Origin of the sequence: Streptomyces sp. NPDC090021, from assembly GCF_044748225.1 — a bacterium.
GTDB lineage: Bacteria > Actinomycetota > Actinomycetes > Streptomycetales > Streptomycetaceae > Streptomyces.
The window spans coordinates 1-21,854 of sequence record NZ_JBIVFO010000015.1 but is presented as its reverse complement, the minus strand read 5'-3'; the positions used below and the strand labels follow the sequence as shown (position 1 = coordinate 21,854).

18 protein-coding genes are annotated in these 21,854 nt (G+C 72.6%); 15 read left to right on the top strand and 3 right to left on the bottom strand.

Annotation, left to right across the window (positions count from 1 at the left end):
* Nucleotides 1-14: 14 nt before the first annotated feature.
* From ACIPXC_RS14180 to ACIPXC_RS14150, 7 genes are all read left to right on the top strand, one after another.
* Nucleotides 15-968: an aromatase/cyclase gene (locus ACIPXC_RS14180; RefSeq protein ID WP_401616842.1), complete on the top strand. Its 954-nt coding sequence runs from the start codon at nt 15-17 to the stop codon at nt 966-968.
* Nucleotides 968-2,305: an activator-dependent family glycosyltransferase gene (locus ACIPXC_RS14175; RefSeq protein ID WP_401616840.1), complete on the top strand. Its 1,338-nt coding sequence runs from the start codon at nt 968-970 to the stop codon at nt 2,303-2,305. The genes ACIPXC_RS14180 and ACIPXC_RS14175 overlap by 1 nt, the downstream gene beginning before the upstream one ends.
* Nucleotides 2,298-3,077, top strand: a complete 780-nt coding sequence (locus ACIPXC_RS14170; RefSeq protein ID WP_401616837.1) for an SDR family NAD(P)-dependent oxidoreductase — start codon at nt 2,298-2,300, stop codon at nt 3,075-3,077. The genes ACIPXC_RS14175 and ACIPXC_RS14170 overlap by 8 nt, the downstream gene beginning before the upstream one ends.
* 64 nt (nt 3,078-3,141) lie before the next feature.
* Nucleotides 3,142-4,434: a P450-derived glycosyltransferase activator gene (locus tag ACIPXC_RS14165; protein WP_401616835.1), complete on the top strand. Its 1,293-nt coding sequence runs from the start codon at nt 3,142-3,144 to the stop codon at nt 4,432-4,434.
* A 201-nt stretch (nt 4,435-4,635) separates the two neighbouring features.
* Nucleotides 4,636-5,520, top strand: a complete 885-nt coding sequence (locus ACIPXC_RS14160; protein ID WP_401617153.1) for an ABC transporter ATP-binding protein — start codon at nt 4,636-4,638, stop codon at nt 5,518-5,520.
* Complete coding sequence (locus ACIPXC_RS14155; RefSeq protein WP_401616832.1) at nt 5,517-6,371, top strand: ABC transporter permease; 855 nt, start codon at nt 5,517-5,519, stop codon at nt 6,369-6,371. The genes ACIPXC_RS14160 and ACIPXC_RS14155 overlap by 4 nt, the downstream gene beginning before the upstream one ends.
* Nucleotides 6,364-6,771 carry a helix-turn-helix transcriptional regulator gene (locus ACIPXC_RS14150; RefSeq protein WP_401616829.1) on the top strand — a complete coding sequence of 136 codons (408 nt, stop codon included), beginning with the start codon at nt 6,364-6,366 and terminating at the stop codon, nt 6,769-6,771. The genes ACIPXC_RS14155 and ACIPXC_RS14150 overlap by 8 nt, the downstream gene beginning before the upstream one ends.
* Before the next feature lie 56 nt (nt 6,772-6,827).
* Here ACIPXC_RS14150 and ACIPXC_RS14145 read toward each other — a convergent pair whose 3' ends face one another.
* On the bottom strand, nt 6,828-8,114 hold the full coding sequence (locus ACIPXC_RS14145; protein ID WP_401616826.1) for an activator-dependent family glycosyltransferase: 1,287 nt from the start codon (nt 8,112-8,114) through the stop codon (nt 6,828-6,830).
* A 168-nt stretch (nt 8,115-8,282) separates the two neighbouring features.
* Between ACIPXC_RS14145 and rdmE the strand changes: the two genes are divergently transcribed.
* From rdmE to ACIPXC_RS14115, 6 genes are all read left to right on the top strand, one after another.
* Nucleotides 8,283-9,890: an aklavinone 12-hydroxylase RdmE gene (gene rdmE / locus ACIPXC_RS14140; protein ID WP_401616823.1), complete on the top strand. Its 1,608-nt coding sequence runs from the start codon at nt 8,283-8,285 to the stop codon at nt 9,888-9,890.
* Nucleotides 9,891-9,937: 47 nt separating this feature from the next.
* A complete protein-coding gene (locus ACIPXC_RS14135; RefSeq protein WP_401616820.1) occupies nt 9,938-10,735 on the top strand; it encodes a phytanoyl-CoA dioxygenase family protein in 798 nt (265 codons plus the stop codon).
* A 24-nt stretch (nt 10,736-10,759) separates the two neighbouring features.
* Nucleotides 10,760-11,941, top strand: a complete 1,182-nt coding sequence (locus ACIPXC_RS14130) for a P450-derived glycosyltransferase activator (protein WP_401616818.1) — start codon at nt 10,760-10,762, stop codon at nt 11,939-11,941.
* A gap of 27 nt (nt 11,942-11,968) precedes the next feature.
* Nucleotides 11,969-13,252, top strand: coding sequence for an activator-dependent family glycosyltransferase (locus ACIPXC_RS14125; protein WP_401616815.1), 1,284 nt, complete (start codon nt 11,969-11,971; stop codon nt 13,250-13,252).
* Nucleotides 13,253-13,369: 117 nt separating this feature from the next.
* Nucleotides 13,370-14,179, top strand: coding sequence for an FkbM family methyltransferase (locus ACIPXC_RS14120; RefSeq protein WP_401616813.1), 810 nt, complete (start codon nt 13,370-13,372; stop codon nt 14,177-14,179).
* A 21-nt stretch (nt 14,180-14,200) separates the two neighbouring features.
* Nucleotides 14,201-15,442, top strand: coding sequence for a DUF418 domain-containing protein (locus ACIPXC_RS14115; RefSeq protein WP_401616810.1), 1,242 nt, complete (start codon nt 14,201-14,203; stop codon nt 15,440-15,442).
* Here ACIPXC_RS14115 and ACIPXC_RS14110 read toward each other — a convergent pair.
* The gene (locus tag ACIPXC_RS14110; protein WP_401616807.1) at nt 15,420-16,280 is read right to left on the bottom strand and encodes a class I SAM-dependent methyltransferase; all 861 of its coding nucleotides are present in this window, start codon (nt 16,278-16,280) and stop codon (nt 15,420-15,422) included. The two genes, ACIPXC_RS14115 and ACIPXC_RS14110, sit on opposite strands and share 23 nt — an antisense overlap.
* Nucleotides 16,281-16,556: 276 nt before the next feature.
* Between ACIPXC_RS14110 and ACIPXC_RS14105 the strand changes: the two genes are divergently transcribed.
* A complete protein-coding gene (locus ACIPXC_RS14105; RefSeq protein ID WP_401616804.1) occupies nt 16,557-17,177 on the top strand; it encodes a dTDP-4-dehydrorhamnose 3,5-epimerase family protein in 621 nt (206 codons plus the stop codon).
* Between the two features lie 89 nt (nt 17,178-17,266).
* Here the strand turns inward: ACIPXC_RS14105 and ACIPXC_RS14100 are convergent, their stop codons facing one another.
* Nucleotides 17,267-18,742, bottom strand: coding sequence for an NDP-hexose 2,3-dehydratase family protein (locus ACIPXC_RS14100; RefSeq protein ID WP_401616801.1), 1,476 nt, complete (start codon nt 18,740-18,742; stop codon nt 17,267-17,269).
* Nucleotides 18,743-19,491: 749 nt separating this feature from the next.
* On the opposite strand from ACIPXC_RS14100, the gene ACIPXC_RS14095 reads away from it, so the two are divergent.
* Entirely contained in the window at nt 19,492-21,564 is a 2,073-nt protein-coding gene (locus ACIPXC_RS14095; RefSeq protein WP_401616799.1) for a BTAD domain-containing putative transcriptional regulator, read from the top strand.
* Nucleotides 21,565-21,854 lie beyond the last annotated feature (290 nt).

Here is a 21,854-nt window from a genome sequence, read left to right as displayed (position 1 = left end):
AGGAGACCCGCACCATGACGAACCACCACCGAGCCGAACACCGGATCACCGTGCGGGCCCCCGCCCGCACCGTCTACGGCCTGATCGCGGACGCCGAGGCATGGCCCCGGGTCTTCCCGCCGACCGTGCACGCGGACGTGCTCGAACGGACGGCCGGCGAGGAGCGCATCCGTATCTGGGCCACCGCCAACGACGCCGTCAAGACCTGGACCTCGCGCCGCGTCCTCGACCCCGACGGACTGCGGGTGGGCTTCCGCCAGGAGGTCTCCCAGCCGCCGGTCGCCGCGATGGGCGGCGAATGGATCATCGAGCCGCTGTCGGACACCACGTCCCTGGTCCGCCTGACCCACGACTACCGGGCCGTCGGCGACGACCCGGAGGGCGTGGAGTGGATCACGCGGGCCATCGACCGCAACAGCGACGCGGAACTGGACGCGCTCCGCCGGGCCGCCGAACGGACCCCCGGCGCCGGGGACGACGAGCTGTCACTGGAGTTCGACGACGCGGTGGAGGTGGCCGGCGATCCCGCCGACGTCTACGACTTCCTCTACGACGCCCGCCGGTGGCAGGAGCGGCTGCCGCACGTGAACCGGGTCGAGCTGGGGGAGGACACCCCGAACCTGCAACTGCTGGAGATGGACACGCTCACCCCGAACGGCGCCGTCCACACCACCCAGTCCGTGCGGGTCTGCTTCCCCTGCGACACCATCGTCTACAAACAGCTCAGGACACCCGCCCTGATGAGCGTCCACAACGGCCGCTGGCGGATCACGAAGAGCGCCTCCGGCTGCACCGTCACCTCGACCCACACCGTCGTCCTCGCCCCGGACGCCGTCGCCCCGGTCCTCGGCGAGGGCGCCACGGTCGGAGACGCGCGCACCTTCGTCCGCGACGCGCTCGGCCGCAACAGTACGGCGACCATGCTGCTCGCCAAGGAGCACGCCGAGCGAGCGGCGCGGGAGCGCTGATGCGCGTCCTGTTCACCACCTTCGGCGCGCGCAACCACGTCCACGCCCAGGTCGCGCTCGCCTGGGCGCTGCGGGCCGCCGGCCACGAGGTGTGCGTGGCCAGCCACCCCGACCTCGTGGAGGTCGTCGCCCGCACCGGTCTGACCGCGGTCCCGGTCGGCCGTGAACTGGGCGAGGACCGGCTGATGGAGGAGCTGCGGGAGCGCGAGGACGCCGACCGCGAGGTCTACGACGAGGACGCGCCGGACGCCCAGCTGCTGCTGGCCATGGACGAGCTGCGCCCGGAGAAGCTGACGTACGACCACATGCACGGCGTGTTCACCGCGATGACCTCGGCGGTGTTCCAGAACTACTCGTCGGCCGAGATGATCGACGACCTGGTCGGCTTCGCCCGCGGATGGCGCCCCGACCTGGTGATCTGGGACCCGCTGACCTTCGCCGGAGCCGTCGCCGCCCGGGTCACCGGCGCAGCCCACGCCCGGCTGATGTTCGGCCTGGACCTGGTCGGCCGCATGCGCCAGAGCTATCTGGCGCAGGTGCGCGCGCGCCCCGCCGCGCTGCGCGAGGACCCCCTGCGGGAGTGGCTGGGCTGGGTGATGGAGCGCTACGGCGGCGGGTTCACCGAGGACCTGGTGACCGGCCAGTGGACCGTCGACCCGGTGCCGACCTCCCTGCGGCTGCCGGCGGACCTGCCGTACGTACCCGTCCGCTGCGTCGCCTACAACGGCCGGGGCAGCGTCCCGGACTGGCTGCGCGAGGCACCCCGGCGGCCCCGCGTGTGCCTGACGCTGGGCGTCTCGCACCGCGAGGTGATGGGCGGCGACCAGGCGTCCATCGGTGAGCTGGTCGAGGCGGTCGCCGGGCTGGACGTCGAGGTCGTCGCCACCCTGAACGCCCGCCAGCTGAGGGACGTAGGCAGCCTTCCGCCCAACGTCCGCGCCGTCGACTTCGTCCCGATGGACGTGCTGCTGCCGACCTGCTCGGCGCTCGTCAGCCACGGCGGTTCCGGCACGGTGCACACGGCGTTCCTGTACGGCGTCCCGCAGATCCTGGTGCCGGGCACCATGTGGGACAACGCGGTCCGGGCCGACCTCGTGGCACGGTCGGGCGCCGGGCTGAGCCTGGACGCGCGGACCCTGACCGCCGCCGCCCTGCGCGAGGCGCTCACCCGCGTGCTGACGGAGCCGTCGTTCGCGGCCGGCGCCGAGCGGCTGCGCCTGGAGACGCTCGCCACCCCCTCCCCCCGGGACATCGTCCCGCTGCTGGAGCGGCTCACCGCCGAACACCGGAGCCGGGGAGCCGCGCCCTACGACGACCTTGTGAGGACCGATGGCTGACGCAGCACCCCCGCCCCTGACCACTGCCCCGCGGTCGGTCGTGGTGACCGGCGGCGGTTCGGGGATCGGCAGGGCCGTCGCACGTGCCTTCGCCGACCGGGGCGCGGCCGTCCTCGTCGTCGGCCGTACCGCCGCCGACCTTCAGGGCACGGCGAAGGGGTACGACACGATCAGGACGCTCGCCGTCGACCTGACCGGGGCCGGCGCGCCCCGGGAGGTCGTGGGGACCGCCGTGCGCGAGCTGGGCGGGATCGACGTCCTGGTGAACAACGCGGCGGCGCTGGGCCACCGTGCCCTCGCCGACGTCGACCCCGAGCAGGTGGCCGCCCAGCTCGGCACGAACCTCGCGGCGCCCGTGCTCCTGACCCGGGCCGCCCTCGATGCCCTGGCGGCCGACGGCGGCGGCACCGTGGTGAACATCGGCTCGTCCGGTGCGCGCGGGTCCCGGGCCTGGCCGGGCAACAGCGTGTACGGCGCCACCAAGGCCGCCCTGGACTTCCTCACCCGCAGCTGGGCGGTCGAACTCGCACCGCGCGGCATCCGTGTCGTCGGCGTCGCCCCCGGGCTGGTCGACTCCGGCTTCGCGGAGCGGGCGGGCATGTCGCCCGAACAGTACGACGGCATGCTCCACCACGTGGGCGCGCTGACACCGCAGGGCCGTGTCGGCGCCCCCGAGGAGATCGCCTGGTGGGTCACGCACCTCACCCGGCCCGAGGCACGCCACCTGACCGGCGCCGTACTGCCGGTGGACGGCGGGCTCTCCCTGACATGAACCGGCACGACCCCCACATCGGGACGGGACGCCGACAGGCCCCGTCGGAGGCGGAGTTCAGCACATGGTGACCATGACCCTGACCGAGAGCGAACTGGGCCGCGTGCTGCTCACGCACCGCGGCGTCCAGTGGATCACCGGCACGAAGGACGACCCGTACGCCCTGCTCGTGCGGGCCGCGGGCGACGACCCGCACCGGCTCGGCGAGCTGATCCGGCAGCGGGGTCCGCTGTACCGGAGCAGCGCCGACGCCTGGGTGACGGCCCATCACGAGGTCGCCGCGGCGGCGCTCGGCGACCCGCGGCTGAGCGTCCGGCACCCCGACGCGGACGCGCCGGCCGTGCCCGACGAGGGGGAGCAGCGCGAGCCCATGCCCTGGGAGGTGCCCGCACTGCGCGAGATCCTCCCCTTCGACGAGGTCTTCCTGACGGCCGGCCGGGCCGACTGCGAGCGGGTGCGCGACCTGCTCGAACCCCTGCTCGGCGGGAAGGCCCTGGAGCGCCGGCGGCCCGCGGCCGACGAGGCGGTGCGCCGGGCCCTCGTCGCGGCGGGCGGCGACTTCGACCTGCGGACGGAGGTGGCGGACCCGTTCGCCACCCGGATCGTGGCGGAGATCCTCGGCGTGCCGGAGCAGGAGTACGACCGGTTCGCGGAGCTGTGCCGGGGCGCCGCGGGCCTCCTGGACGCCACGGTGTGCTCGCCGCACCTGCGCACGGCGCGCGAGCTGATCGCCTCCGTCGAGGGCATGCGGTCCCTGCTGACCGGCCTGATCGCGCGGCGGCGCGAGGAATCCGGGGACGACCTCGTCAGCGCCCTGCTGGCGGCGACGCACGAGGACGAGGTGCGGTCGGTGTGCATGCTGCTGGCCCTCGTCGGGACCGAGCTGGCCGCGACCCTGTTCTGCGACGCGGTGGCGGAGCTCCTCGAACACCTCGCGGTGTGGCGCTCGCTCCGCGAGGACCCCGCACTCGCGCCCGCGGTGGTCGAGGAGACGCTGCGGCACGCGCCCCCCGTCCGGCTCGTCCCGCTGTACGCGGCCCGGGACCTGGAACTGGCGGGGACGGCCGTCGCGGCGGGCAGCCAGGTCGTGGTGGCGGTCGAGGCGGCCGGCCGGGACGCGGCGGCGCACGCGGAGCCGGCCGCCTTCGATCCGGCCCGGGACGCGACGGGGGAGCGGCTGGTGTTCGCGGCGGGCCTGCCCACGTCGCTGCCGGCCCCGCTGGTCCGGTTCCTGGCGGAGAGCGGGCTCCGCGTGCTCGCGGCCCGGGCGCCGGACCTGCGCCGGACCGGTCCCGTCCTGCGGCGGCTGCGGTCCGGTGTCACCGGGGCGGTCATCGCACTGCCCGTCGCCGGTTGAACCGAACCTCACGGTGCGTGACGAACCCTTGGTCGTGTGACTTGTACGGGTCGTAGTAGAGATACTATCTTTGATCTCACAGGTCTGATCGGAAGGTAGGGACCTATGGCGGAGTTAAGTGATCTGCGCGAGGCGGGCCGGGCTGCGGGAGCGCCGGACGACTCGGCAGGCGAACGAGTGATCGACATCCGCGGACTGCGTATGCGGTACGGGTCCAAAGACGTGCTGAACGGGGTCGACTTCAGCGTCCGCCGGGGTGAGGTGCTCGCTCTCCTCGGGCCCAACGGCGCCGGGAAGACGACCACCATCGAGATCATGGAGGGGTTCCGGACGCGCTCGGCGGGTGAGGTCAGCGTGCTCGGCGTCGATCCGGCCAAGGGCGACGAGGAGTGGCGCGCCAGACTGGGTGTCGTGCTCCAGTCGTGGCGCGACCACGGCAAGTGGAAGGTCCGGGAACTGCTCGCCCAGCTGGGGGACTTCTACCGGCCCTACTCCACCGCCGAGCGACCGCGTCCGCGCGACGTGGACGAGCTGATCTCCATGGTCGGCCTGGAGGAGCAGGCGGCCCAGAAGATCGGGTCCCTGTCGGGCGGCCAGCGGCGCCGGCTCGACGTCGCGATCGGCATCGTGGGGCGGCCGGAGGTGCTGTTCCTGGACGAGCCCACCGTCGGGTTCGACCCCAAGGCGCGCCGTGACTTCCACGACGTGGTGCACCGGCTCTCCGACCTGGAGGACACCACGATCCTGCTCACCACGCACGACCTGGACGAGGCCGAGAAGCTCTCCGACCGCATCCTGATCCTCGCCGGCGGCCAGATCGTCGCGGACGGCAGCGCCGACCAGCTCGCCCGGCAGACGTCGGGCAAGGCCGAGGTCCGCTGGAGCCTGAGCGGCGAGCAGTTCGTCCACGCCACCCCCGACGCCAGCACGTTCGTCCACGAGCTGTTCAAGCAGCACGGCGACCGCGTCCGCGACCTGGAGGTGCGCCGGGCCAGCCTGGAGGACACGTACATGACCATGGTCCGCCAGCACGAGGCCGGCCGGTCCGAAGAGGCGATCGCGGCGTTCCGGGAGGCAGGACGATGAACCCCACCCTCTACGCCGTACGCCTCGGGCTGCGCCGCGGCTGGACCGAGTTCCGGCAGAGCGTGACCTCGCCGGGCGACATCGTCTACTACCTCTTCCTCGGCGGCGTCTTCCTCACGGTGCTGTTCTTCATGCGGAACTCGACCGTCGAGGGCACCGACCTGTCGCTGGCCACGCTGACCATGCCGAGCATGATCGGTGGACTGCTGGCCTTCCAGGCGCTGGGCGGCGCGGCGTTCGCGCTGGCGGCCGAACGCGAGGACGGCACGCTGCTGCGGGCCAGGACCGTACCGCAGGGGCTCGTCGGCTACATCGCCGGCCGGGTGCTGGGCATCGCGCTGAGCACCCTGCTCACCCTGGTCATCATCCTGGTGCCCAGCGTGTTCCTCTTCGACGACCTCATGACCGGGGACCTCGCCAAATGGCTGAACCTGGTGTGGGTGCTGGCCCTCGGACTGCTCGCCACCCTGCCGATCGGCCTGATCATCGGCGCGATGGTGAAGAACCCGCGCGGCGCCAACACCTGGGGCATCTTCCCGACGATGGGTCTGATGGCGATCTCGGGTATTTTCTACCCGATCACCTCGCTCGCGGGCTGGCTCCAGGGCATCGCGCAGCTGTTCCCCGTGTACTGGGTCGGCCTGGGCACCCGCGCCGCGCTACTGCCCGACGCGGCGGTCGCGGTCGAGCTCGGCGACTCCTGGCGCAGGCCCATGACCGCGGTCGTGCTGCTCGCCTGGGCCGTCGTGGCGCTGGTGATCGCACCGCGGGTCCTGGGCCGTACGGTGCGCGGCGAGACGGGCTCGAAGGTCGAGGCCCGGCAACAGGAGGCATTGAAGCGCGTTGGGTGACAAGGGAACCGGCAGCAAGCGCGCGCCGGCGCGCCGGAGCACATCGGAGGCGGAGCCGGAGGCCGGGGCGGCCGCCCCGCGGTCCGGCGCTGACGCCGACGCCGGAACGCCCGCGGCGGGCTGGCGCGCCGGCGGCGAGCAGGGCCGTCCGCGCGGCGGCGCCGGGAACGAGACGGTCCACAACCGCATCGCCGTGCTGCGGGTGGAGCGCGCCATCACGCGCAGGCAGCTCGCCGACGCCCTCGGGGTGCACTACCAGACGGTGGGCTACCTGGAGCGCGGCGAGTACAGCCCCAGCCTGCACCTCGCCCTGCGGATCGCGGAGTACTTCGAGGTACCGGTCGAGGTGATCTTCTCGACCACCCCGTTCCCCCGGATCGGGAGCACCCCGCCCGCGTAGCCGCGAGCCACCGCGGCCGTGGAGGCACCGACGCTCCCACGGCCGCGGGACATCCCCTACCGTGAACGGTGTGCGGCGGTGAGCCGCTCCAGCACCGGGACGATGTCGGCGGGCGACGGCGTGGCGAGCACCTCCCGGCGCAGCCGCCCGGCGTTCTCGCGGAACGACGGTTCCTCCAGCACCCGGAGCAGCGCGGCGCGCAGTCCCCGCGGCGTCAGCTCCTCCGGATTGATGCACAGCCCGGCCCCCGCGTCGCGCACCCGCTCCGCCTTGGGGACGTTGCACCACATCTTGGCGGGCACCATCACCTGGGGCACACCGTGCGCCAGTGCGGTCTGCAGGGTGCCCGACCCCCCGTGGTGCACGATCGCCGAGCTGGTCGGCAGCAGCGCGTCCAGCGGTGCGAAGTCGACGACCCGGACGTTGTCCGGTATGCGCCGGCCCGCATCGAGCTGGTCCGCGGTGAACGTCGCGACCACGTCCACGTCCAGGTCCGCCACCGCCTCCAGCAGGTCGCCCACCGAGGCCCGGTCGGAGCCGACCACCTCGCGGAACGACCTGCCGAGCGTCAGACAGACGCGTGGCCGACGGGGCGGCGGCTCCCGCAGCCACCCCGGGATCTGCGCCTCGCCGTTGTACGGCACATAGCGCACCGGCACGGACGGCAGGTCGACGGGCAGCCGCAGGGACGGCGGAACGGGATCGATCGTCCACTGCCCCACGACCAGGTCCTCGCTGAACTCCCGGCCGTGCAGCCGCAGGATCCGCTCCATCCACTCCTCCAGCGGATCCTCCCGCAGCGCCGGCGGCAGCTCGGCCAGCCCGCGCAGGTAGTGCTGCCGCATCAACCCGACCAGGTCCAGCCCGAACATCAGCCGCGCGTGCGCCGCGCCGCTGATCCGCGCCGCGAGCGCCCCGGGGTAGTACATGGTGTCCCAGACGACCAGGTCGGGCCGCCAGGAACGGGCGAAGTCGATCAGTTCCCCGGTGGTGTCATCCGGCAGGGTGTTCTGGTAGACGAACGACGTCCACGCGGTGAGCACGCCGTGGACGTAGGGAAGGGTCAGTCTCTCCGGCCGGGTCTCGCTGATGTCGAGGACGTCCAGCCAGGCTTCGTCACGCATCTCGTCGGGCTCGTCGGTGTACTCCGGATTCATCGTGGCCGCGACGTCGAGGACTCCGCCGACCGCGACCGCGGTCAGGCCGGCGTTGTTGATGTCCTCGACCACGTCCGGCCTGGTGGCGACACGGACCTCGTGTCCCGCGGCCCGCATCGCCCACGCCAGGGGTACCTGGGTGTGGACGTGCGTGCTCGCCGGGAACGGCGTGAACAGCACTCGCATGGGAGGTCACCCTGCCGCTGCCCGTTCGCACGGCACTCGAGGAACTCCGCAGCCCGGCACGAGCCCGCGCCGACGGGCCTCCAGCGAACTTCGAAGGCGACCGGCGAGTCTCGGCCCCGGGCAACGCCAGGCCCGACAGGACGGCCGCCACCGAAGCGGGAGTAGACGATGGCCACATCCGACACGGAAGTAGACGTACTGGTAGTGGGCGCGGGGCTGGGGGGCCTGTCCACCACGATGTTCCTCGCCCGCCTGGGCGTGCCGGTGCTCATGGCCGAGAAACATCCGACGACGTCGATCCACCCCAGGGCGATCGGCCAGAACCCGCGCACCATGGAGCTGCTGCGGCTGGCCGGGATCGCCGAACAGGTCCAGGACGCCACCGACCACCGCGGTGCCAAGGGCCACTTCACGACCCGGGTCGCCGAGACCGTACGGGGCGAGGTGCTCGCTACCTTCGAGGAGGGCTTCGACGACCTCGTGGCCACCACCGCGCCCTGTTCCCCCATGCACTGGGCGCTGGCCTGGCAGGACCAGCTGGAACCGCTGATGCTGGACCGGGCCCGCCGGGACGGCGCGCAGATCCGGTTCGGCACCGCCCTCGTCTCCTACGAACAGGACGAGCACGGGGTGACCGCGGTGCTCCGCGACCGCGACACCGACGCCCTGACCACCGTACGGGCGCGCTACCTGGTGGCCGCGGACGGCGACCGCAGCCCCATCAGGGAGGGCCTCGGCATCGCCCGCCGGGGCCACGGCTCGCTGTCCCACGTGGTCGGCATGATCTTCGAAGCCGACCTGTCCCAGGTGCTCACCTCCGACGCGTCCGGGCTGTACTACCTGCGCAACCCCGCCTTCAGCGGCATCTTCATCGGCAGCGACCGGCCGGAGCGGCACACCTTCCTGGTCGAGTACGACCCCGAACGCGGCGAGTCCGCAGCGGACTTCACCCCCGACCGCTGCCTCGAACTGATCCGCACCGGCCTGGACGCACCGGAGCTGGCGCCCGAGGTGCTGGACGTCCAGCGCTGGGAGATGGCGGCCCGCATCGCCGAACGGTGGCGCGCCGGACGGGTGTTCCTGGTCGGCGACTCGGCCAAGGTCGTACCGCCCACCGGCGGCCTCGGCGGCAACACGGCCATCGGCGACGGGTACGACCTGGCCTGGAAACTGTCCGCCGTACTCACCGGCCTGGCCGGCCCCGGCCTGCTCGACAGCTACGAGCCCGAGCGCAGCCTCGTGGCCCGCCTCGTCATGGACGAGTCCATGCACCTCTACGCCTCCCGGCTCGCCCCGCACCTGCAGGACCGCATGGCGGAACCCGTCGGCTACGCCGAGGTGATCCTCGGCTTCCGGTACCGCTCGGACGCCGTCCTGATCGACGACGACGACCCGGCCAGGGTCGAGTCCCCGGCCCGTCCCACCGGCCGGCCCGGGTTCCGGATGCCGCACGTGTGGGTGCGCAGGGCGGGCGAACGGATCTCCACCGTGGACCTCTTCGGTTCCGGCTGGCTGCTGATGACCGGTACGGACGGCGCCGACTGGACCGGATGGGCCCGCGACGCGAGCGGGGACCTCGGCGTCCCCGTCGCGGTCCACGGCCCGGCCACCGACCTCGACGACCCCGCCGGAGAACTCGCCGAACGGTTCGGCATCGGCGCCGGGGGCGCCAGCCTCATCCGGCCCGACGGCGTCGTCGCCTGGCGCACCGCCACCCGGCCCGACGACCCCGCAGGCGCCCTGCGCGGCGCCCTCACCCGGGTGCTGTCCCGCTGACCGCGACGCCCGCGAAGCCCACCACCACGACGAAGGAGCGACACGCCATGACGGCCCGAAGCGCCCCGGTCACGGCCGACGACGTCCTCACCGACGAGGCCCGCCGCCACTACCGGGAGAACGGTTTCGTCCGTATCCCCCAGGTCCTCTCCGCCTCCGAGGTGGAACGGTTCAGGGCCGCCTCCGAGGAACTGGTAGCCCGGCTCGGCCCGGAGATCTGGGGCGCCGGCGAGGACGAGGTGCAGGTGCACTTCGTCGCCCAGGCCTGGCTCAAGCACGAGGCGCTGCGCGACCTCGCGCTGCACCCGGCGATCACCGGTATCGCCAAGCGGCTCGCCGCCGCACCGCTGCGCCTCTACAGCACCGACATCCTCCTCAAGTCCGGGCGGAGGACCCTGAACACGCTGCCCACGATCGTCCACGACGACGAGACGGGCCTCCCGCTGCACGGCATCGAGCGGACGCTGACGGCGTGGGTCGCGCTGGTCGACGTACCGGTCGAGAGCGGCTGCCTCACGTACCTGCCCGGCTCGCATCTGCGCGACGACACCGAGCGGCAGATCCACATGACCAGCTTCGCCGAGTACCGGCCCCTCCCCGACGTCTGGCCGGACTACGACTGGCAGCCCCGGGTCACCGTGCCGCTGCGCGCCGGTGACGTCGCCTTCCACCACTGCCGCACCGTGCACATGGCCGGGGCGAACCTGACCGACAACCCCCGGCTGGGCCACGGCATCGTCTACATGGACGACGGCGCCACCTACCGGCCCGGGACCGAGGACGCCCACATCTCCCACATGGCCCCCGGGGACCCGCTGGACAACGAGAAGTTCCCCCTCATCTAGAGGAGACCGTCGAAGGTGAGCGTCATGCACGGCACATGGAACGGCACGGACATCGGCGAACTCGGCAGACGCCTCCAGCGGGCCACCGGGGAGGTGTGGCTGCAGCAGGTCAAGGGCGATCCGTACGCCGACCTCCTGCGCGGCCACGCCGACGATCCCCGGCCGGCCCAGGAGCGCGTCCGCGCGCTCGGCCCGCTGTGGCGCAGCGCCACGGGCGCCTGGGTGACGGCCGACCACGCACTGGCCGGGGAACTCCTGGGCGGTACGTGGCCGCACCGGCCCCTGACGGACGAAGAGGCCCACGTACCGGTGCACGACGCCGGACTCGACGGGGACGCCGCCCACTACCGGCGCCTGCACGGGCAGGTGCAGGAGGCCCTCGCCCCCGCGGCCGTCGAAGCGGTGTGCGAGCGGGTGGTCGCCGGCCTGGCCGCCGACTTCGACCTCGTCACCGACCTCGCGGAGGTCGTGCCCGTGAACCTGCTCGCCACCGCCCTCGGCCCGGCCGGGGCCGACCGCCGGGAACTGTCCCGGGCCTGCGCCGCCGCCGGGGTCGTACTCGACGGCCTGCTGTGTCCGCAGCCCCTGGACACCACCCGGCGGGCGGCGGCCGCAGTCGGCCGGCTGCGCGCACTCCTCGCCACCCCGGGGACCGGCTCCTCCGGAACCGGCCCGGGGGACGCGGCGCACGCCCGTCCGCGGCACGAGGCCGCGCTGCTGCTCGCCACCGCGGGGGTGCGCACCGCCGCCCGGCTGATCACCGGAGCCGTGCTCGCGGTGACCGACCACCCCGCGCAGTGGGCGAGCCTGGCCGACGACCCCGGGCACGCGGCCCTCGTCGTCGCCGAGGTCCTGCGCCACGACTCCCCGGTGCGGATCCATCCGGCCGTCGCCCTCGCCGACGCCGGGTTCGCCGGACAGCGCGTCCGGGCGGGCGAGCGGGTGGTGGTGCTCGTCGCCGCGGCGAACCGCGATCCCGAGGTCTTCGACGAACCCGACCGGTTCGTCACCGGCCGCCCGGCCGAAGCCCTGGTCCCCGGCCTCCACCACCGGGTGACCCTGCCGTTCGCCCGCGCCCAGGCCGAGGCGGTCCTGCGCACCCTGGCGACCGCCGGTCCGCGCCCGCGCCGGTCCGCCGGCGGACTGCGCAGCCGCCGTTCACCGGTGACCCGGCACCTGCTCGGCTGCCCGCTCACCACCGGCTGACCGGCGCCCACAGAAAGGAACCCGGCGATGAGAATCCTGTTCACGTCGATCGAGGGCAACCACTTCCACCAGATGGTCCCGCTGGCCTGGGCCCTGCGCACCGCGGGCCACGAGGTGCGGGCCGCCTGCAACGAACGGCTCGTCGACACCGTCACCCAGACCGGCCTGACCGCCGTGCCGATCCAGTCGCCCACCCTCTGGGAACAGCTCGACGGCTTCCAGAAGGAGGCGATCTCCCTCTTCAACGAGATCGGCACCAGCAAGCAGGACCCGTCCAAGGCGACCTGGGAGGACCACCTCTCCTACGAGAACATGGTCGTCCCCGCCCTCTACCAGCCCCTCAACAACGACGCCCAGATCGACCAGCTCGTGGCGGCGGCCCGCGGCTGGCAGCCCGACCTGGTCCTCTGGGAGAGCTTCTCGATCGCCGGGGCCGTCCTCGCCGTCGCGACCGGCGCCGCCCACGCGCGCCTGGTGTCCGGCCCCGAGCTCGCCCTCCAGATGGTCACCCGCGGACACTTCGTGCACCACCGCGACCTGCAGCCCGAGCCGCTGCGCGAGGACCCGACGGCCGAGTGGCTGAACTGGACCCTCGAACGCCTCGGCAGCGACCGGCGGTTCGACGAGACGATGCTGACCGGCCAGTGGGTCGTCGACACCCGGCCCGCGAGCCTGCGCCAGGAACTCGACCTGCCGACCGTCCCGATGCGCTACGTCCCCTACAACGGGCGCTGTGTGGTGCCCAGGTGGCTGGGTGAACCGGTGGAGCGCCGCCGGGTGTGCATCACCCTCGGCACCTCCATCACCAGCGAGGAGTCCGAGCGGTTCCGCCTGGGCGAGACCCTCGCGGCCCTCTTCCGGAGCCTGGCCGGCCTCGACGTCGAGATCATCGCCGCCCTCGACCCGGCGCAGCGCGACGCCCTGCCCGACCTCCCGGACAACATCCGCGCCACCGACTTCGTGCCCCTGGCTGAACTGGCGCCTACGTGCTCGGTGATCGTGCACCACGCCGGCTACCAGACGAAGGCCACCGCGGACCTGCACGGCGTGCCCCAGGTGGTCATCGTCGGCTACGAGTGGGTGAGCGAGGACATGGGCGAGGAGTACGAGAAGTCCGGCACCACCCTGGCCGTCTCCGCCCGCGACCTGACCGCCGAGGTGCTGCGCGAGAAGATCCTCCGGCTGCTCGACGAGCCCTCGTACACCGAACGGGCCGCCGCGCTGAGCGAGGAGATCCGCGCCATGCCGACACCCAACGAGGTCGTGCCGGTCCTTGAGGCGATGACCAGGGAGCACCGGCACCGCGCATGACCGGTCCACCGGGGCACCGGTCCACCCGGGCACTGGTCCACCCGTCCATCGGGCCGGCGGCCGGTGGACCAGTGCTCCTCGTGCGGGCCTCGAGACCCGTGCCGCAGATTCGACGCCATGCCGAATCCGTGGGATCTCCCCGACGAACTGCCCACCGACGTCCCCGTCTCCCGCTGCGAACTGCCCGACGGCCGCGTGCTGTCGGCGGTCCAGGAAGCGGAGGCGCACACCCTCTGGGAGGAGATCAGCAGCGCCGCCCCCTACCGCAAGGCGGCCGAGGGCCTCCGGCCCGGCGAGGCCGTCATCGACGTCGGCGCCCACATCGGGCTGGCGTCGCTGCTCTTCGGCGAGCTGGCCCCCCGGAGCCGCCTGCTCGCCTTCGAACCCGCCCCCAAGGCCTACACCTGCCTGGAGGACAACCTCGCCCGTCACCTGCCGGGCGCGACCGCCTTCCGGCAGGCGCTGGGCGCCGCGCCCGGCACGTCCGAACTGACCTACCGGCCCTACGTGGCCTCCGCCTCGACCCTGTACGACGACGCCGAGGACGACGCCCGCAACCTGGAGGCGCACCTGGACAACATCGGCGCCGACGAACAGACCCGGGAGGTCGTCCGGCGCACCTTCAGCGTGACCCAGCGGGTCACCGTCGAGGTGACCACGCTGGCCGCCGTCATGGCGGAACACGCCGTCGACCGGGTGGGCCTGCTCAAGATCGACGTCGAACGCGGGGAACTCGACGTCCTCGACGGCATCGATCCGGCCTGCTGGTCCCGTATCCGCCGGGTCCTCCTGGAGGTCCACGACATCGACGGCAGGCTCGGCCGGGTCGTCGCGCGGCTGACCGGCCTCGGCTTCCGCGCCACGGTCTCCCAGTGGGGGGTCTACGTCGGAGGCAGCGTCCACCTGGTGCTGGCGGAGCGGGACTGACGTGCCGGGGAGGAAGGGACGATGAGCGACGGCGCTCCGCGTCCGTCCGGATCCGGGGCGACGGCGGACCGCGCCCTCGCCCCCGATCTCGCCCGGGGCCTGATGCTGCTGATCGTGGCCCTGGTGCACGCCCACATGTTCATCAGCGGGAGCGCCGCCGTGATCCGAGGGTACCCGCCCGTCGCCGGCTCGCCGGCGGACGCGCTGACGGCGGGAGTGCTCACGGTACTGGCGGACAGCCGCAGCTTCCCCATGTTCGCCCTGCTCTTCGGCTACGGCACGGGCCGGATCCTGGCACGCGAGCGGGAGCGCGGACGGGACGGCCCGGGTGCGCGCGGAGTGCTGCGGCGCCGCGCCCGCCTGCTGCTGCTGTTCGGGTCCGTCCATGCCCTGCTGCTGTTCGCCGGTGACGTCCTGGGGGCCTACGGGCTGCTCGGGCTGGTCGCGGTCGGCCTGACCGCTGCCCGTGACCGCACCCTGTTCACGGTGGCGGGTGCCGGGGTCCTCGTGGGAACGGCGCTGTACGCGAGCATGCTGGCCGCGGGCGTCTCCGGTGACCCGGGCGACACCGCGTCGGCGCTGCACCTGGCCGCCGACCCGGTGTCCGACGCGGCCTACCGCCTGGGCACCTGGGTGTTCACCACCCCGCTGTTCGCCGTGATGTCGCTCGGCCCGTTCCTGGTCGGCGCGCACGCCGCGCGGCGGCGGATCCTGGAGGAGCCGGGCCGCCACCGGGTCCTGCTGCGCCGGGTCGCGGGGACGGGCACCGCCCTGAGCGTCGCCGGAGGCGTCCCGCTGGCGCTGATCACCTCGGGGGTGTGGACCACCGCCGCCTCCGGTGTCACATGGGGGCTCAGCGCGCTGCACGTGCTGACGGGGTACGCGGGGGGCTGCGGCCTGGCCGCGGCAGTGGCCCTGCTCGCGCTGCGTCTGGAGCACCGGCGGAGCAGGGCCGTGGTCGCCGTCGCCGCGTGCGGCCGGCGGTCGATGAGCGCCTACGTCTGGCAGTCGGTCGTCTGGCTCACGCTGTTCGCCCCGTACACCCTCGGGCTCGGCGACCGCGTCGGAGTCCTCGGCTCCGCGCTCGTCGCCCTCGGCACCTGGGGCAGTGGCGTACTGCTCGCCGAACTGCTGCGCCGCCGGGGCCGGCGGGGGCCCGCCGAGACCCTGCTGGCCAGGGTCACCCGCCGGTCCCCGGCGGTGGCCGCCGCTCCGGCCCGCGCGGCCGCGGTGGGGGAGGTCAACGGGCCACGGTCGCCGTGACGTAGCGCACCGGCGTCTCGATCGACAGGGGCCCGCCGTCGTGGCGCATGGCGTCCAGTGCCTCGGTGAGCCGGACCCGCAGCCGCTCCCGGTCGTCGTCGGGCAGGTGCTCCCACAGCAGCCGCATGCCCTGGGTGTGGGACCACGCCACCCACGCCTCGCCGGACGGGGCCACGAGGTCGACCGGTTCGTCGGTGATCTCCACCTCGTGGAACCCCGCCGCCTCCAGGGCCCGGCGCAGGTCCGACTCCTTCGCCAGCCAGCTGTTGAACCGCTTGCTGAGTTCCTCCGGCCGCCACTGCGGCGGCAGGTTCTCCAGGAGCGAGCGCGGGATGAGTTCGGTGAAGACGGGCGGCAGGAAGGGGAAGGTGCCGTCGTCGAACACCGGGCTGGTGAAGGCGATGCGCCCGCCGTCGGCGAGCAGTTCGGCGTAGCGGGGCAGTGCGGCCCGGGCGTCGGGGAAGAAGATGAGGCTGTAGCTGCCGGTGACGACGTCGAAGGACCGGGCCGCAAGTTCGGGGAACTCCCCGTCCATCACCCGCAGTTCGACGTTCGAGGCCCCGATGCCGGCGGCCTCCTTGCGGGCCTCCTCGATCATGGCCGGCGCGATGTCGATGCCGAGGACGTGGCCCCGCCCGCCGACGAGGGTGGCGGCGTGGAACAGGCACGCCCCCCGCCCGCAGCCCACGTCCAGCACGCGTTGCCCCGACCTCGGTGCGGCCCGCTCCACCAGGCGCCGTCCCATGGGGGTGAAGAAGCTGACCCCCATCCGGTCGTAGGACCCGGCGGCACGGTCGAAGGCGGCCGTGACATGGGCCTTGTAGGTTGTCTTGTCCACGTGCGTCGCTCCCAGGAATGGTCGGCGTGTCCGGCCCACCATCGTCCGGCCGGCACCTGCGCAGGCGCTCGAAGCCGGATGGACCCCGCGGGAGCGCGGGCCGGGCCGGGGGCCGTGGCGTCCAGCCGTCGTTGAGGCGCGTACGAGACGCAGCGGCCATCATCGTCAGCAGCACGCGGGCCCAGTGGAGAATCCCCGATCCTGGCACGCCGGACGCGGGACCCAGGCGCGCACGGACCACAGACCGCACATCACTGCACTGAATGGGAGTCCGTCATGGTTTCCTCCATGGAGTCGCGGAAACTCTCCGTCGAGGGCGCAATCGAATTCACCCCGCGCGTGTTCGACGACGAGCGTGGCATATTCCTCTCGCCCTACCAGGAGTCGGCGTTCTCGGACGCCACCGGCGGCCACACGCTGTTCCGCGTGGCCCAGACCAATCACAGCAGGTCGCGGCGGGGCGTGGTGCGCGGGCTGCACTACACACTGACACCACCGGGCTGCGCCAAGTACGTCTACTGCGCGCGCGGCAGGACGCTCGACATAGCGGTGGACGTCCGGGTCGGCTCGCCCACCTTCGGGCAGTGGGACGCCGTCCTGCTGGACACCGAGGTGTTCCGCTCCGTGTACTTCCCGGTCGGCGTCGCCCACGGCTTCGTCGCGCTGGAGGACGACACCGTCGTGTCCTACCTGCTCTCGGGGGAGTACGTGCCGGAGCACGAGCTGGCGCTGTCGATCCTCGACCCGGAGCTGGCCCTCCCGATCCCCGGTGACATCGAGCCCGTCCTGTCCGAGCGCGACCTCGCGGCGCCGACCCTGGAGAAGGCCGCGGCGGAGGGCCTGCTGCCCGACTACGCCGAGTGTCTGGCGATCGACCGCGCCCTGCGCTCCGCCTGACCGGCGGTACGGCGACGCGTGGTGGCGGCCCACCGGATGCCCGGTGGGCCGCCACCACGCGTCCGCGTGCGGCCGGCCCGCTCAGCCGCTCACCGGACCAGCGCCCCGGCGGCACCGGGCCGCCGCGGCGCCAGCAGGCTGTGCAGACAGGCCACGAGGGTACGGGCCTGGACGTTGAGGTAGTGGCTGTGCCGCAGGAGGGTGCTCAGCTGCTCCAGGGTCAGCCAGCGGAAGTCCCGGTCCTCCATGGCCTCGGCGTCGCCGTCGGCCTCGACGACGAGGTAGTGGTTCAGGGCGTGGTGGAAGCGGCCGCCCTCCTCGGACAGCAGGCAGGCGAACCGGGTCCGCTCCGGCGGGGCCGACAGCACGTCGTCGACGAAGCGGGGCAGGGCCGCGCCCGGCGGCACGCTCTCGGGGGTGAACTGGACGGTGGGGGAGAGCTCGACCCCGTCCACGTACCCCGGCTCCACGCCGGCCCGCAGCAGGACGTGGAGCACCCCGTCGATCTCCTTGACCAGTACGGCGATCACGCCCGTGCCGTGCGGCTCCAGCATGGGCTGGGACCAGCCGCGGACCTCGCGCGTGCCGGCCGAGACGTTCACCCCGATCACGGAGAAGAAGCGCCCGCTGGTGTGGGAGACCCGTTCCGGTGAGCTGTGCCAGTCGCGCAGTTCGACCAGGGGGACCGGGCGGGTGATGAGGTCGTTCTGCGCCCGGTGCTCGGTGATCCAGCTCTGGAGCTCGTCCAGGGTGTGCACGCCGCCCGGCTCCCCGGCGCACGAGCGGGCCAGGGCGTCCCGGAAGCGGTCACCGGTGTCCATCAGGACGTCGAGACCGCCGCCGGCCAGGGGCAGGCAGGACAGGGTGGTGCGCGTGTCCATGTTGACGATGTCCTCGACGGCCAGCAGCCGGTGGATCTCGCCCAGCGTCATCCAGCGGAAGTCCTCCTCGACCATGATGTCCTCGGTGACCTCGATCACGATGTTCCGGTTCCGCTTGCGGTAGAACCAGGCGCCCTGTTCGGACTGGAGGACATCGGCGACGACCCGGTGCCGCGTCCTTTCCTGGAAGTACTCCAGATAGGGAACGGCGCGCCCTTTGTGCAGTCGCAGGTAATTGCTGCGGGTGGCCTGCACGGTGGGGGAGAGCTGGAGGTGGTTCCTGTTCCCCGGCTCGACCTTGGCCTGCATGAGGAAATGCAGCACCCCGCCGAACTCCTTGGCCAGCAGGCCGAGGACACCGACCTCCGGCTGGTGGATGATCGGCTGCTGCCACCGGGGCACGGGGCCGGAGGGGAAGCGTACGTCGAGCCCGTCGATGGCGAAGAAGCCGCCGCTGGTGTGCCGCAGGGCTCCGGTGCGCGGGTCCCGTTCCCAGTTCTCCAGGCCGTCGAGCCCCACGCGCTCGACCCGGAGGCCCGAGCGTTCGCGGGCGCCCGCGAACCACGTGGCGAACGGCACCGGTTGGCGGATGCGGCTCTCCTCGGCGAGGGCCGACCTCGCGAGCCGGTCCTGGAGCGTGCGCAGGGCGGTCGGGGAAGGGAGCTGGAGGGCGATTCTGTTCACCAGGGATTCCTTTGCGCCGGAAGGACAGGGTGGTGCTGCGTGCTCGGCGTGCTCGGCGTGCTCGGCGTGCTCGGCGGTCTTCCGCGTCCGCGGCGTCGAGAGGGGGTGGCCGTACCGGTGTCCTCGGGTGCTCCCGTGGAGGTGGGGCCTTCGACGGCGCGCGGGGACCAGTACAGTGCGGGCTGCCAGCAACGACCTCGAATCTCCCTGAACCTCCGGGGCGGGGCCGGACGGGGCCCGCGCGGCGAAGCCGATCCGTCCGGACGGAATCCGTCGGGCGCTTCGATCGTTCCTCGAGGGTGACGCCCGATGGTTGTGGTCATGACGCCCCCCACGCGCCCGTTCCCGTCCGGAGAGTGCTCCCCTCCTCCAGGGGTCGAGCGAGGATCGTGGCGGCCTCCAGCGACCACGACGGTTGTGCGCAGCGAAAGGAACCGGCGCATTTCCGTGGGTGATTGGCGTGAATTCGAAGCGGAATCCCGTCACTGTCGAGGTGTCCCAGGGCGGGCGTACCTTGGAAGATCGAATTCCGTTTAATCCCGAGCTGTTTCGGACCAACAAAGCAGCCGGTGGTCGATGTTGTCCCGAGAGGTCGGGCGCAGGACACTGGCATATGGCCTTGCCCCGCCTTAGGGGAAGGGTTAACTTAGTGCAAAGTCAGGGGAGAAGTCGCTCCGTGCCCCTTACGTCGACCAGGCGGCGCTCGACCCTCTCGTGAACACGCAGCATCACCGAACGGGGGACATGAGATGGACTTCCGGATGCTCGGCCCATTAGAGATTCTCGATGGTCCGCGCAATGTCGTGCCCACGGCGCCCAAGCCGCGCCAGGTGATCGCCCTCCTTCTCATGCGGAGGAACACGCTGGTGCAGACCTCCGAGCTTATTGACGAGCTGTGGGAAAGCGACCCTCCCGCGAGCGCGATGACCACTTTGCAGACCTATATTTACAAGCTCCGGAAGATTCTTACCGCACGGAATTCCGAGGAAATTCTGTTCACCCGGCCCGGGGGATACACGCTGTCCATTCCCGACCGGTGCGTCGACCTCCACCGATTCGAAACGGAAGCCGGCGAGGGCAAGTCGCTCTTGAAGAGCGGAGACGCGGCAGGGGCGGCCGAAGCGCTCCGGCGCTCGCTCGCGCTCTGGCGCGGCTCCGCGCTCGTCGACGTCGTCCCCGGCGGCCTGTTGTCCTCCTACGTGACCCGGCTGGAGGAGTTCCGGGAGCGCACGCTCGACCTGCGGATCGAGGCCGACCTCCAGCTGGGGCGCCACCAGGAGCTGATCAGCGAGCTGAAGTCGCTCGTGCTCAGCCGCCCCCTGCACGAGAACGTGCACGCCTCCCTGATGATCGCCCTGCACCGCTCCGGTCGGCGCCACGAGGCGCTGGAGGTCTATCAGGTGCTGCGGCGCAGCATGATCGACAACCTCGGACTCGAACCGGGCAAGGAACTCCGGGCGCTCCACCAGGCGCTGTTGTCGGAGGCCACGGGCGGTGTGCTGTACCAACGCCATCCGCAGCCCGTCCTGAGCGGGCCCGACTGCGCAGCGGCCCTGCCTCCCGAACCCGAGGAGATTCCGGTGGCCGCCGGACCGCGGCCCGCCCCGCCCCGGCCGCCCGCGCCGGGCATCCCCGCCCCCGCTCAACTCCCGCCGGACATAGCAGACTTCACCGGGAGGGAATCCATCGTCGAGCAGGCGCCCACCCTCCTGGCCGGGGTGGGGGAGCACGACCGGCCCCGTACGGCCCCCGCCGTCGCGGTCATCAGCGGCATGCCGGGCGTGGGCAAGAGCGCGCTCGCCGTGCACATGTCCCACACCGTCCGGCCGTTCTTCGAGGGCGGGCAGCTCTACGCGGACCTGCGCGGCTCCACCGGCATCGGCACGGACCCCTCGGAGGTGCTCCACGGATTCCTGCGGGCCCTGGCCGTCGCGGAGTCCGAGATCCCCGCCGACCTGGAGGAACGGTCCAAGCTGTTCCGCTCCACCACGGTCGGCCGACGCCTGCTGATCCTGCTGGACGACGTGTCCGCGCTGGCCGACGTACGCTCGCTGCTCCCCGGCGACCCGGAGTGCTCCGTGATCATCACGAGCCGCAGGCGGCTGCACGGCCTGGGCGGCGCCTGGAACGTGAACCTCGACGCCATGGACACCGCGGAGGGCCGGGAACTGCTCGCCCGGATCATCGGATCCGCCCGGGTCAGGCGGGAACGCAACGCAGCCAACCAGTTGATGGAGACCGTCGGCGGACATCCCCTGGCCGTGCGGTGCATCGGGGGACGCCTCAGCGGCAGCCCGGGGCTCACCCTGTCCGGCTTGGCGACCCAACTGACCTGTTCCGAGAAGCTGCTGGACGAGCTCCGCCTCGGGGAGCTCGACGTACGGTCCCGGTACGACTTCAGCTACGAAGGGCTGGGGCGCGTCGAGCAGAGCGTCTTCCGGCTGCTGAGCATCCTGCCGCCCCGGCGGTTCACCGCGGACTCCGTCGTCGAGCTCCTCGGCAGCGACAGCCGCAGCGTGGAGCACCTCCTCCAGCGCTTCGTGGACAGCCACCTGATCAACATCGTCCGCTGGGAGGACGGCGGCGCCCACTACGAGTTCCCCGAACTGACCCGGGTGTACGCCCGCGAGCGGCTGCTCGACACCCTCTCGGGCGATGGACCCGGCCACGAGGGGGACTCGACCCGGAGAGGAGGGCCCGCGGATCCCGGCGCGGAGGAGACGGTGGCCGACCTCCCGGGCCGGCGGACCCGGCGGACCCGGACCGGCTCGGGCCGGGCGGCCCACACGACGGGCATCTGGCCGGACCGCCACCGGTGCTGACCGACGCTCCGTCCACCACCGACCGCTCCTGGTGCTGTGACCGCGAGGGTTCACCGGGTCGCGGCGCCCGGACCCGGCACCTCGCCGCGTTGCCGGACCACGCGAGTACGCCCCGGTCGCCGCCGCGGCCCTCCGCCCTGCGGCGCACCGCACCGAACGCCGCTCCTTGCTCCACGGGGCAACTCAATACAGGCCCTAGTGTCCCGAGTCTCGGAAGAGGTGCATATCTAGGGTTTGGGGTTCGGCAGGCGGTTCAGGTAGCCGGCGAGGCGTTCGAAGATCTCGTCGGC